This is a genomic window from Eximiradius sp., assembly GCA_937127445.1.
Lineage (GTDB): Bacteria > Bacteroidota > Ignavibacteria > Kapaibacteriales > UBA2268 > JAKIZO01.
The window spans coordinates 13198-25591 of record CAKZLY010000022.1; the positions used below are offsets into that span (position 1 = coordinate 13198).

Sequence of the window (12394 nt, forward strand, 5' to 3'; positions counted from 1 at the left end):
CTTTCCGCAAGAACTAAATGATAAAATCATTAATAAGAAAGATACATACATTTGTGATTTGTGATTATCATAATAACACCTGTAATTATTTAAACAAATACTTACTTGTGCTTTGAGTTTATTAATATTTTTTTATTCGCCAAATGCTTTTTCATGATTTTCTGATAATCATTTTAAATTAAGTTGTATCTTGATGAAATTATCATTAAAGAAATAGAAAGAAGGTGAACTCGTATTGGATTTTGATTCTGGAACAAAAGAATAAATTAATTTATGCGAAACTGCCGTAATCGACTAAACTAAGGTTAGCTGCGTTGCTTTGGAAAACGTTGCATCAGTTGCAAGCCTTATGCTGACAACAGAAAAAATAATAGTTGAAAAACCTAAAAAAGAAAAACGTAACTATTGTGTTACGTTTTTTTATATTTTAGTAAATTAAATAAAGTCTGAAACTATGGTTTTATTATTGTATCGGCTCTATCAGGGCTTAATGAAGCAATCTTTATTTTTGCTCCTGTGAATTCTTCAATATAATTGAAATAGTTTAAAACTTCCACTGGTAATTTATTCCAATTATCAATTCCTTTTAATTTTCTTTTCCATCCCTTAAATGCTTTATATTCACATTTAACATTATTAAGGGTATGAATATCAACAGGAAACGATTTTAATGTTTTCCCCTCGTAAGAATAAGAGATACAGGCTTTTATTTCATCGAAATCATCAAGAACATCTAATTTTGTTATGGCAATTTCTGAAATACCATTAACCATAACAGAGTATTTTAAAGCAACAAGATCGAACCAGCCACAACGACGTGGGCGTCCAGTTGTTGCACCAAATTCAGACCCAATCTGTCGCAAACGCTCACCTGTTTCGTCAAGCAGTTCCGTTGGGAATGGGCCATTGCCAACGCGTGTAGTATATGCTTTCACAATACCAATAACGTTGGAAATCGACGTTGGAGGAATACCAAGTCCAGTGCACGCTCCGCCCGAGGTAGGATTTGAGCTTGTAACATAAGGATAGGTTCCATGATCAATATCAAGTAAAGCACCCTGCGCACCTTCAGCAATAATTTTTTTGCCTTCTTTAATTGCATTGTTAAGATAAAGTGTTGTATCAGTAATCAAGTCGTCAATTTCGGCATCAAACGAAAGATATTCTTCCATTAGTTCATCAATATTGAACCTTTCAAAACCATAAATTTTATGAAGAATATTGTATTTTTCTTCCAAATTATTACGAAGTTTTTGCTCGAAACCTTTTTTATCGAGTAAATCAACAATACGAATACCAACTCGAGTAGCTTTGTCGAAATAAGCAGGTCCTATTCCCCGTCCAGTAGTGCCGATAGCGTAACTTTTGGCATCTTTTTCGCGAACCTGGTCGAGTAATTTATGATACGGCATAATAAGATGTGCTTTATGGCTTATGAATAGTCTATTATGAACATCAATACCGTTTTCTTCGAGCATTTTGATTTCACTTTTTAGCGCAATTGGATCGATTACAACTCCATTACCAATAACACAAATGCAATTTGGATGAAGAATACCAGAAGGAATGAGATGTAATACGTACTGCTTTCCATTTATTACAATTGTATGCCCTGCATTAGCACCACCTTGGTATCGAGCAACTATATCAGCGTCTTGACTAATTAAATCTACAATTTTACCCTTTCCTTCATCTCCCCATTGAGAGCCAACAACTATTGTAACACTCATAATTATCCTAATTTGTTTGAAAACAACGATTAATTTAACAATTTTTCAATTAATATAAAGTTTATTTTCAGTAATATATTCTTCCACTTCTTCTGGGACTAAACCCGAAATACTTTCCTTGTTTTTTAATTTTTCGCGAATTTGAGTTGCTGTTATGTTAATAATTGGAGCGTCAATTAAATGAATTTTATCTAAGTAATGTCCCAATATCACCTTAATATTTTGCTGTAAATAAGAATTATCAATATCTGGACGACGAACGATACAAACATTTGAGTTAGCAAGAATTTCTTCCCAGTTTTTCCATTTGTCGAATGCAATTGCTTGATCGGCACCGATTAGTAAATAAAAATCATCTTCGGAATGAATGTTTTTTAGAAAAACAATCGTATCAATTGTATAAGAAACACCACCTTTGACAATTTCATAATCCAAAACTTCAACATTTTTAAACGTTTTCAGTGCTAATTTAAGCATAAAAAGCCTATCGTAATCAGTAGCTTGATAAACTGAAAAGTTTTTTTTAAAGGGTGAAATAGCAGCTGGGACGACATAGCACTTATCAATCTGCATATGAGAAATAAATTTTTCAAGCATTACTAAATGCCCATTATGCACAGGGTTAAAAGTGCCGCCGAAAATACCAACTTTCATTTTCTAATCTTTCGTAATAATAATAGCAAAAATAACAAATACTATTCATTATAAAAAAGAGAGACATAAAAATTATGCCTCTCTAAATAAAATATTTAGCATTCAATTTTAAAAATTTTATATTAGTCGATATATTCCATTTTAACAGTAAAATGACGTAAAAATTCTGCTTCCCATACAATTTTCATCTTCTTAAGGTTATCTCTATTCTTATATGCTTCAATAACTGCTTCGGCTATATAGTCAAGATGATTTTGAGTATAAACACGGCGGGGAATTGCAAGTCGAACAAGTTCCATTTCTGGTGCTATATGGTTGCCGTTATGATCTTTTTTGCCAAACATAACGGAACCAATTTCCACAGTTCTGACACCACTAATTCGATATATTTCGTTTGCAATAGATTGACCTGGGAAAAATTCTGGTGCAACATGTGGAGCAAAACGCTTTGCATCTAAATATACACCGTGCCCACCTGTTGGTTCAATAATAGGAACACCTGCTTCGAGTAATTTATTGCCTAAATATTCGATTTGGCCAATTCTATATTCCAGGTAGTTTTCATTCAATACTTCTTCGAAGCCAACAGCAAGAGCTTCTAAATCGCGTCGAGCTAAACCACCATAAGTAGGAAAACCTTCTGTAACAATAAGAATTGTGCGTGCTTTTTCGGCAATCTTATCGTCATTTGTTGCAATAAAACCGCCAGTATTAGATAAACCATCTTTTTTAGCACTCATAGTGGCACCATCAGCGTAAGAGAACATTTCTTGAGCAATTTCTAAAATTGATTTATCTTGGTAGCCTTTTTCTCTCTTTTTGATGAAATAGGCATTTTCAGCAAAACGACAACAATCTATGTAAAATGGAATACCATATTTACTTAACACTTCTTTAGTTTTGCGTATATTTTCCATCGACACGGGCTGCCCACCACCACTATTATTAGTTACAGTAATCATACTTAATGGAATATTTTCAGCGCCATATTTTTTAATTACTTCTTCGAGTTTATCAATATCTATATTCCCTTTGAAATCATAATGAAAAGCTGGATTCTTTCCATTTTCATTTAGTAAGTCAAGAGCAATTCCATTATTATATTCGATATTGCCGCGAGTTGTATCAAAATGTGTATTATTTGGGATATATTTTCCTTTAACATCAAAACATTGGAACAGAATACGTTCAGCAGCTCTCCCTTGGTGAGTTGGGATAATGTGTTTAAATCCAGTTATCTTTTTAACAATATTTTCGAATTTGTAGTAGCTTCTTGAACCTGCATATGCTTCATCTGAATCCATCAATGCTGCCCATTGTTTGCTGCTCATCGCGGTAGTACCACTATCAGTTAAAAGATCAATTGTAATTTGTTCAGATTTTAAATAAAATGGATTGTAAAAAGCATCTTTTAAATATTTTTCTCTTTCTTGAACAGTAGTTATAGGAATTTCTTCAACAGTTTTAATCTTAAATGGCTCAATTTTTGTCTTCATTTATCACCCATTAAATATTTTTAATTTTGTTAAAAATAGAAAAGCAAATTAATTATTATTTTACTTAAATCAAATCAATTATTTTATTGAAGGATACATAAATAAAAAGCCCGCTAATAAGCGGGCTTTTTTGAAATTATCATCTTATAAACTCATAAATTTTTGTTTTTCTGTTTGCATTTTATCGTAATCTGCTAAAAACTTTTCCAAGCCCAAATTAGTAAGCGGATGTGCTATGGACTGCATAAGAACCTTGTATGGAACGGTAGCAATATCCGCGCCAGCGAGTGCTGCATCAACAATATGTTGAGGATGTCTAATTGAGGCAGCAATAATTAAGCTATCGTAACCTTGGACATCCCATATTTCACATACTTCATCTAAAACTTGTTTGGAACTTGAAGCGATGTCGTCAAGTCGTCCCATAAAGACAGAAACATACGAAGCACCTGCATTTGCAGCGGCTATAGCCTGAGTTGTGCTAAAAACAAGAGTAACATTTGTAGGAATATTACGAGCAGATAATTGACGCACTGCTGCTAAACCCCCAGGTATCATAGGAATTTTGATAGTAGCCTCAGGAAACCAGCTCAAAATTTCATCAGCTTCTCGAAGCATTCCGTTAGTATCAGTTGAAATAACTTCCACTGATAAATGTCCGCCAATAGTCTCATAAATTTCGAGAATTCGTTTTTTAATATCTACCGATGGATCTTCAAGAGCAAGCAGCGAAGGATTGGTTGTTACACCACTGACAAAACCTAATTTTGCACACTCGCGAATATGCTCAATATTTGCAGTATCAACGTATAATTCCATTTTTCACCTTATAATATATCTGAAAAATTACACCTTTTTTTCGTTCACAAGTCGCACAAAATGCTCGAAACTTCTGTCATAAGTTCGTTCAGCGCTATTTGGGAAGAAACAAGCAGGCAACTGACGGGACCGCCTATGATATACGATGCATTCACAACATATTCCTTTTCTTGAACAAGGTTCGTATGAGCAATTACACATTTGCAAATTTCTTTCTTTTTTGCATTCCATAGACTATTCCATTTTTCTTATGTAAACAATCTTTTTGTCATCTTCTTTAAATTTCGGATAACCGAAGAAATCAATATTCATAACATTAAAGTTGAGTGAAGGAAATTTTTTCATTGCAGTATTTAATTCTTCCGAAATATCTCCTCCTTTATAAAAAACAAAATTAGCATTTTTTTTTGCAATTGGCATAGACCAAGTTAGCAAATCGCTAATTTTTGTTACCGCCCGGGCAAAAATGAAATCAAAGTATTCAAAATACTTATCGTTTTGAGCCAGATTTTCAACTCTCATAGAAATTGCTTCAATGTTACGAAGGCCAGTATGCTTTGCGAGCATATTAGTAATTTTAATTTTTTTAGCAATCGAGTCGATAAGAAGTATAGATATGTTTCCAGCAGCAATTGCAATTGGTATTCCTGGCAAACCACCACCAGTTCCAATATCCAAACATCGCGACCTTGCAGGTACTTCAATATATTTTAAAAGCGAAATGCTATGCAGAATATGGTTTTCTAACACATTTTCTTCATCTTTTCGACTTATAAGATTAACTTGTTTATTCCAATAAACTAATTCTTTAGCATAACGTTCAATACGTTCTAACTGTTCTTTATCAAGAACTATTCCATTACCTGATGCTATTGTCCAAAATTCAGTTAAATCCATATTAAAATTTATTTACAATTTTCAATTAAAAACTTTTCAATATTAAGCAGAGAATTTGGTTTATCCAAACCGAAATAATTGCCTCCAAGGTATGGTTTTAATTCTATGTATGGAAATTTGTGTAACTCAAGGTGGAGCATAGAGCAATTATTGCTTGCAGCTATTCTTTGAATATACAATGGAGAAAAGATAGATAATTTATCAGGATTAATTACTTTCCCGACTAAACCAATTACTTGCCCTTGCTTTATGTGTTGGTGTTTACTAACAAAAATTTTTTTCATCTCAGCATACTTTAAAATATAATCATATTTAAAAGATTTAATTAAAACAAAATAAGTAACATCCCAATAATATATGATATTTGGACCAGTAAAAGTTCCAATCTCTAAAACATAGCCATTTTCACAAGATAATACAGGAGTACTTTCCTCGCAATAGAAATCAATACCACAATGAAAACGGTCCCCACGACTTTCCCAAAATGAACCTTTTTCAGGAAAGCGTGGGAGACAATTTAATTCATAATTTTCTATAGGAAGAATAAACTTATGCATTACTTTTTAAATTGTTTAGCTAAGTTAAGAAATTCAATTCCCAACGGCAAAGATAATTGGCTATTACTCATACGTTCTGGATGCCATTGTACAGCAATAATTGGAGATTTATCAGAATCATCGAGCCACTCGAATCCTTCAACAATTCCGTCTTCCGCAAGCGCGTTTGGAACTAGTCCAAGCGCTAAATATTCGACAGCCTGATGATGGGAAGAAGTCACATTATCTCGGAGAACGCCTGTAATTTTGTTTAACTTTGTGTTCGGAAGTATATCAACTGCATGACATTTTTGAAACTTATCATTGCATTGATGAGAAATATTGGATGGATGATCTTGAGGAATATCAACGATCAATGTTCCACCAAGAGCTACATTTAGAATCTGCATACCTCGACAGATTGCTAAAATTGGCATTTTCAAAAGTAAAGCCTTTTCAATTAATTTAAATTCCAGTGTGTCTCTTTCAAGATTAATCTGACAACGAGATGAATCTGCTTCTTTTCCATATCGACCCGGATGAACATCTGCACCACCAGATAGAACCAAACCTTGACAAGTTTCCAATAATTTGGCTGCCTCGTCAGGTGAATAATTAATCATATCAACAATTTCAATATCAATCCCAGCGCTTTTAAGCCATTCTCCATATAATAAATAAAAGTCCGAACCACTTGCTTTTGATATTGCAATTCTAAGTGGCTCGGATTGAACAGATTGAGATAAAAGCATTGTGGTCATTATTATAAACAATAGTTTTGACATATACATTCTTAAATTTCTAATGCAACAACACCCGGAAGCTCTTTTCCTTCTAAAAATTCAAGCGATGCTCCACCGCCCGTTGAAACGTGTGATACTTTTTTATCGAAGCCCATTTGATTAATAGCAGCAGCTGAATCACCGCCACCAACAATAGTTACAGCACCATTTTCGGTAGCTTTAGCAAGAGATTCAGCAATAGCATAAGTTCCCTTTGCAAAATTGGACATTTCAAAAACTCCCATTGGGCCGTTCCAAACAACTGTTTTTGCCTGCGAGATAATCCTTGCAAATTCTTCTTGCGTTTTTGGTCCGATATCCATTCCAATATCTCCATCCCCTATTTCATCAGCTGAAACAACCTTAATATTTGCTTCATTTTCGAACTTGTCTGCAACAACAATATCAACAGGAAGCAATAATTGTACGTTATTTTCTTTTGCTTTATTTAACAAATTAGCTGCTAATTCAATTTTATCGTCTTCTAAAATTGACTTGCCAATATTGTATCCCATAGCTTTGTAGAAAGTAAAAATCATTCCTCCGCCAATAATTATAGTATTGCATTTATCAAAAAGATTATTTATAACATCAATTTTACCAGAAATTTTCGCTCCACCGATTACAGCAACAAATGGCTTTATTGGAGATTTTAAAGCTTTGTTTAAATAATCGAGTTCATTTTTCATAAGAAAGCCGGCATATCTTTCTTCAAAGAGCTTTGCAACCGCTTCGGTCGAAGAATGAGCTCTATGAGCAGAACCAAAAGCATCATTTACATAAGCATCTCCTAAGCGTGCTAATTTTTTGGCAAATTCCATGTCATTTTTTTCTTCTTCGGAATAAAAACGAACATTTTCGAGTAAAACAATTTCTCCTGGAACAGCCGACTTAACTGCTTTTTCTGCAACCTCTCCTATACAATCTTCTGCAAACAAAATTTTATAGCCGTATTTTTCAATTAAATGTTCTGCAACTGGTTTCAGCGAATATTTTGGGTTACGTTCTCCTTTCGGACGACCAAGATGTGACATAATCACCGGGATACCACCATCGTCAATGATATAGTCAATCGTTGGAAGAGTCATTTTTATGCGTGTGTCGTCTGCAACTTTTCCATCTTTATCGTATGGAACATTGAAATCAACACGCACCAAGACATTTTTTCCATCAAAATTACCATCAAGAATTGATTTTATCATAGCTAATTCCTTTTTGAAGTGGAACAGTTTAAAATTGTAAAGATAAACAGAAAGCCAAAATATTGTATATTATTTAAATAGAGCAATAGATGCAAAAGAAACAGCTGACTTTGTTGGCACCTCGTTCCAAATTGCATAATCAATTAATTTTCCTTTTGTAGGATTAATTAATTGCATCAAGGCATAAATTGACGAGACACCACAAATTTTCCATTTATCTTGATCTGCAATTATTTTGTCAAAAAATGTGTTTCTGTCACCTCGTTCGATGGAGTTAATAAGTATCCTATCTTCAATTTCCAACTGCTTAAGACGGGTTTCAGCATCAAAATCATCGCCAAATTTTCTTCCAATATGTGCAAAATCTACACTTGCTATGAACATTACTTTTTTGCTTGATTTTTCAATAACTTCATTAAGAGAAGCCAAAAGATTGTTAATGCTATCGTTTTCGGGTAATTGTCCATTTACTATAAATTCGTATGGAGATCCAACAAGAATAGGCAGAATTTTGAAATTATTTTTGAAAAAATATTTGAGCAACACAACTTGATATTCAACAGAATGCTCAAATTTATGAGAAAAATCGCCAATTGTAAGTTTTTTTCCAATTTTTTCTTTCAAATTATTAAGAATTTCGAGGTCGCATTCTGCAACTCCGAGAGGGGTCTGATAAGGTTTTTCAGAAAAGATAAAATAGTCTGAATATGAGCGATGAGAAGTTCCAAAGATCACAAATAAATCATATTGATTTTCTGCAATTGAGCTATATCCTTTTGCATAGACATCCGTAGTTAAATGACCTATTGAAAAATCTATATGCGGCAGAATCAATGCAGCAGGTTCATTTTCAAATTTAATATCGATGAATTTTTTGAAATATTCTGATGCGAAAGCAAGAAATTCATTGGCTGTTTCCGGATATGAACTATTTGCTGTAAGCATAGGTCGATATGGCTCTATGGAATATTGCTCCTGCACTTCTTTTAGTCTTTGGAAATAATTAGCAGAAAGCAAATAAGCATTTTTATCCAGAAATCGCAAAGAATCTTCAATTAACTTATAAATCTCATCATTTTCCACTTCATTCTTTAACTGCTGAAAGGTAAAAGCACCATTTAGAGAGCGAAGCAGAATATAAAAATCCTTCGTCAACATCAAATTCTGATTTGCTATGCCAAATGGATCTTGCAAGATGATATATTTTTCGCCATCTATAATTGTTTCCACCGTATCGATATCATATCTCAATGGAGAAATAAGTTGTTCGGTCATATCATTCATCTCAAAATAAAGCTTAAACAAAATATTAAGCAAAAGAATAGCATAAGAATAGAATTTAATGCTATAAGTAAGTTTAGTTTCTCACCGGATTTACGAGTAATATCTATCATCAGTTTAGCAGCAATTGGCAAACTAATTAAGACAAATAAAAAAATTAAATTACTGGTAATATAGCTTAGTATTATTGGTGGGATGTAGCTTAGTAACACAAACGCTTTAAAAAGATACAGAGCATTCTGTCGGCCTATTTTAACAGCAAGTGTAATTTTGCCAACTTTTCTGTCAGTATCGATATCGCGAATATTATTGATAGCCAAAAGATTAACAGAATGAAACGCAGGAGTCAAAGAAGAAAGCAGTGAAATTAGATTTACCTCTCTTGTGAAAACATAGAAAGTGCCATTTACTGCAACTAATCCAAAAAAAATAAAAACAAAGATTTCGCCCAGCCCTTTATATGCAAGTGGATAAGGACCGCCTGTATAAGCAAAAGCAAAAAATAGGGAAAGAATTCCTACAATCAATATATAAATATCTGAATATTCGACAATTTCAAGCCCTATTGTAAATGTAATAACAGTTAAAAAAATTGAAACAAGCGACATCTCATTAGGTGAAATAATTCCGGAGGCAACCATCCTTTTGGGCCCAATTCTTTCATTGGTATCAGCACCTCGCTTGAAATCATACAATTCATTAAAATAATTAGATAAAATTTGTATAAAAACAGCACAGATCAAAATAAGAACAAATATTTTAAAACTAATATAGCTATAATTTGAAGCAGCAGCAGTTCCAATAAGAACTGGGACTACACTTGCAGCAAGAGTTTTGGGTCTTGTTGCTATAATAAACACCCTTATTTTGTCTATTGCGTTCATTATTACATCTTTTCAGGCGCAGAAACACCTAAAATGCTCAATCCATTTGCAAGGACAAATCTTGTTGCTTCGCACAAAGCATATCTTGCCGAAGCAATTTCTAAATGGGAGCCAATTATTCTACAATTGTGGTAAAAAGTATGGAAAGCTGAGGCAACTTCCTTCAAGTACTCGGCTAAAATGTATGGTTCAAATTTGTTCGCTGCTTGAAGAACTATGCTTGGAAACTTATAAATATGTTTTATTAAATTTTGCTCATCGGAATTTGTTAATACTGATAAATCAGGGTTAATAATAATCTGGTGATTTTCGTTCTTGATTTTGTCAATAATAGAGCATATTCGAGCATGAGCATATTGAAGATAAAAGACAGGATTTTTTTCGCTTTGTTCTTTTGCGAGCGATAAATCAAATTCCAAGTGAGTGTTTATACTTCTCATCAATAGGAAAAATCTAACAACATCAGCACCGACCTCGTCAATTAAATCATCAAGTGTATAGCTTTTACCAGTGCGCTTACTCATTTTTACTTGTTCTCCGTTTTCAGTCAAAGTAACAAATTGATGAATAAGCACTTTAATTTTATCAGTATCGTATCCCATTGCTTTTAAAGCTGCAAGAACATCCGGGTAAGTAGCAATATGGTCGGCACCGAATAAATCTATAATCAGGTCAAATTTTCTCTCCAATTTTTCACGGTGGTAAGCAATGTCAGGCAGACGATAAGTTGGTTCACCCGAAGATTTAACAATTACTCTATCTTCTTGTAATCCCATTTGAGATAAAGCTAACCATAAAGCTCCATCTTTTTCATAAGCTAAATTGTTATTCTTAAAGTACTCAATTACTTCCTTAATTTTACCATCTTTATATAGACTATCTTCATTGAAAAACACGTCTTGTTTTATATTAAGCTTTTCGAGCGTAGCTTTGATTTTTTGGAAACACCAATTTTCACCAAATTTTCTAATCTGGGATAAATCCTGAAAATCTCCCGTTTTCAACTTATCACCGAAGCTTTTGTATAAATCAGTAGCGATTTCTTTTACGTAATCCCCGTGATAGCCATCTTCGGGAAAAGGGAAATCTTTATCAACAAAAAGTTGCATATATCGTGCATAAATTGAATCAGCAAGTACTTTCATCTGGTTGCCAGCATTGTTGAAATAGTACTCGCGAGTAACATCATAACCAATCCATTCAAGTAAATTGGCAACTGTATCACCAACAACAGCATTCCTCCCGTGTCCTATGTGAAGAAGTCCAGTAGGATTGACGCTAACATATTCAACATTTGCAGTTTTACCACTTCCGACTAAGCTTTTACCAAAATTGCCGCCTTGAATTAAAACTTCTGATAACAATTCTGTCCAGAATTTTTCAGTTAATTTGATATTAATAAATCCAGCACCAGCAACAGTAATATTGAATATCTTGTCTGGATTAATCTCCAAATTGTTAATAATATCATTTGCTATTGCAATCGGTGATTTTTTCAATTGTTTAGAAAGTTTCATAGCAACATTTGTTGAAAAATCACCAAAATCTATGTTTTTAGGTTCTTCGAAATACAAAAAATCAACATCCTTGGCACCAATTTTATCTAATGCAGCAGAAAAAACTTCAAATAAATACTTCATTATTCTATTTCTCCATTGGATAAAAGAAACAAATCAAAAATTTTGGATTGATCAAGTTTTTTGAGCCTTCCGGCTTCACCAAGCGTGTAGAAAATCCCATCAGCCCAAAGTTTTTCAATTTGGTAGTATTTACGAGATTTATCAAGCATAATATGTGCAATTACATCAAAGAAGTCAACAAGTACCCATTCTTTTACTTCAAGTCCCTCACTACGAGGTTTATCTAATTCTATCTGTGTGCAATATTTATAAATTTCATCGATAATCGCTCCTACTTGCGGCTGGGAATTACAACTACAAATAACAAAAAAATCAGTTGGAGCTGTATCTATTTTTCTCAGGTCAATAACGATAGTATTTACTGCAAGTTTATTTTCACAAATCTTTGCAAGCATAGTTGCGAGCTGCTTCGAAGTTTTAGGCTTATTAAGTTTTGCCAATTTATCACCTAAGTTATTAAACAAAAAACAAAA

General features: G+C 33.3%; 13 protein-coding genes. All 13 read right to left on the reverse strand.

Translation table 11 applies throughout. The features are described from left to right. Positions 1–452 precede the first annotated feature (452 nt). Positions 453–1730, reverse strand: coding sequence for an adenylosuccinate synthase (locus AC6QZF_RS07400; protein WP_499799239.1), 1278 nt, complete (start codon positions 1728–1730; stop codon positions 453–455). Positions 1731–1775: 45 nt separating this feature from the next. Continuing rightward, complete coding sequence (gene nadD, locus AC6QZF_RS07405; protein WP_499799240.1) at positions 1776–2384, reverse strand: nicotinate (nicotinamide) nucleotide adenylyltransferase; 609 nt, start codon at positions 2382–2384, stop codon at positions 1776–1778. Between the two features lie 122 nt (positions 2385–2506). After that, positions 2507–3880 (reverse strand): tryptophanase, encoded by a 1374-nt coding sequence (locus AC6QZF_RS07410; RefSeq protein WP_499799241.1) that lies wholly within the window; start codon positions 3878–3880, stop codon positions 2507–2509. A gap of 144 nt (positions 3881–4024) precedes the next feature. Continuing rightward, positions 4025–4699: a fructose-6-phosphate aldolase gene (gene fsa, locus AC6QZF_RS07415; RefSeq protein WP_499799242.1), complete on the reverse strand. Its 675-nt coding sequence runs from the start codon at positions 4697–4699 to the stop codon at positions 4025–4027. Between the two features lie 27 nt (positions 4700–4726). Further along, a complete protein-coding gene (locus AC6QZF_RS07420) occupies positions 4727–4930 on the reverse strand; it encodes a DUF6485 family protein (RefSeq protein ID WP_499799243.1) in 204 nt (67 codons plus the stop codon). A 3-nt stretch (positions 4931–4933) separates the two neighbouring features. Beyond that, positions 4934–5596, reverse strand: coding sequence for a 16S rRNA (guanine(527)-N(7))-methyltransferase RsmG (rsmG, locus tag AC6QZF_RS07425; protein ID WP_499799244.1), 663 nt, complete (start codon positions 5594–5596; stop codon positions 4934–4936). 8 nt (positions 5597–5604) lie between these two features. After that, entirely contained in the window at positions 5605–6153 is a 549-nt protein-coding gene (locus AC6QZF_RS07430; RefSeq protein WP_499799245.1) for a M23 family metallopeptidase, read from the reverse strand. Next, on the reverse strand, positions 6153–6917 hold the full coding sequence (locus tag AC6QZF_RS07435) for a gamma-glutamyl-gamma-aminobutyrate hydrolase family protein (protein WP_499799246.1): 765 nt from the start codon (positions 6915–6917) through the stop codon (positions 6153–6155). The genes AC6QZF_RS07430 and AC6QZF_RS07435 overlap by 1 nt, the downstream gene beginning before the upstream one ends. Before the next feature lie 8 nt (positions 6918–6925). Next, positions 6926–8116, reverse strand: a complete 1191-nt coding sequence (locus AC6QZF_RS07440) for a phosphoglycerate kinase (RefSeq protein ID WP_499799247.1) — start codon at positions 8114–8116, stop codon at positions 6926–6928. Positions 8117–8185: 69 nt separating this feature from the next. Beyond that, positions 8186–9391, reverse strand: a complete 1206-nt coding sequence (gene amrB / locus AC6QZF_RS07445) for an AmmeMemoRadiSam system protein B (protein WP_499799248.1) — start codon at positions 9389–9391, stop codon at positions 8186–8188. Between the two features lie 5 nt (positions 9392–9396). After that, positions 9397–10281, reverse strand: coding sequence for a 1,4-dihydroxy-2-naphthoate polyprenyltransferase (locus AC6QZF_RS07450; RefSeq protein ID WP_499799249.1), 885 nt, complete (start codon positions 10279–10281; stop codon positions 9397–9399). Positions 10282–10283: 2 nt separating this feature from the next. Then, positions 10284–11921, reverse strand: a complete 1638-nt coding sequence (gene argS / locus AC6QZF_RS07455) for an arginine--tRNA ligase (RefSeq protein WP_499799250.1) — start codon at positions 11919–11921, stop codon at positions 10284–10286. After that, positions 11921–12361 (reverse strand): ribosome silencing factor, encoded by a 441-nt coding sequence (gene rsfS, locus AC6QZF_RS07460; protein WP_499799251.1) that lies wholly within the window; start codon positions 12359–12361, stop codon positions 11921–11923. The genes argS and rsfS overlap by 1 nt, the downstream gene beginning before the upstream one ends. Positions 12362–12394 lie beyond the last annotated feature (33 nt).

Coding starts and splice junctions, on each gene's coding strand:
- AC6QZF_RS07400 (WP_499799239.1), bottom strand. CDS start 1,730: ATGAGTGTTACAATAGTTGTTGGCTCTCAATGGGGAGATGAAGGAAAG.
- nadD (WP_499799240.1), bottom strand. CDS start 2,384: ATGAAAGTTGGTATTTTCGGCGGCACTTTTAACCCTGTGCATAATGGG.
- AC6QZF_RS07410 (WP_499799241.1), bottom strand. CDS start 3,880: ATGAAGACAAAAATTGAGCCATTTAAGATTAAAACTGTTGAAGAAATT.
- fsa (WP_499799242.1), bottom strand. CDS start 4,699: ATGGAATTATACGTTGATACTGCAAATATTGAGCATATTCGCGAGTGT.
- AC6QZF_RS07420 (WP_499799243.1), bottom strand. CDS start 4,930: ATGGAATGCAAAAAAGAAAGAAATTTGCAAATGTGTAATTGCTCATAC.
- rsmG (WP_499799244.1), bottom strand. CDS start 5,596: ATGGATTTAACTGAATTTTGGACAATAGCATCAGGTAATGGAATAGTT.
- AC6QZF_RS07430 (WP_499799245.1), bottom strand. CDS start 6,153: ATGCATAAGTTTATTCTTCCTATAGAAAATTATGAATTAAATTGTCTC.
- AC6QZF_RS07435 (WP_499799246.1), bottom strand. CDS start 6,917: ATGTCAAAACTATTGTTTATAATAATGACCACAATGCTTTTATCTCAA.
- AC6QZF_RS07440 (WP_499799247.1), bottom strand. CDS start 8,116: ATGATAAAATCAATTCTTGATGGTAATTTTGATGGAAAAAATGTCTTG.
- amrB (WP_499799248.1), bottom strand. CDS start 9,391: ATGACCGAACAACTTATTTCTCCATTGAGATATGATATCGATACGGTG.
- AC6QZF_RS07450 (WP_499799249.1), bottom strand. CDS start 10,281: ATGAACGCAATAGACAAAATAAGGGTGTTTATTATAGCAACAAGACCC.
- argS (WP_499799250.1), bottom strand. CDS start 11,921: ATGAAGTATTTATTTGAAGTTTTTTCTGCTGCATTAGATAAAATTGGT.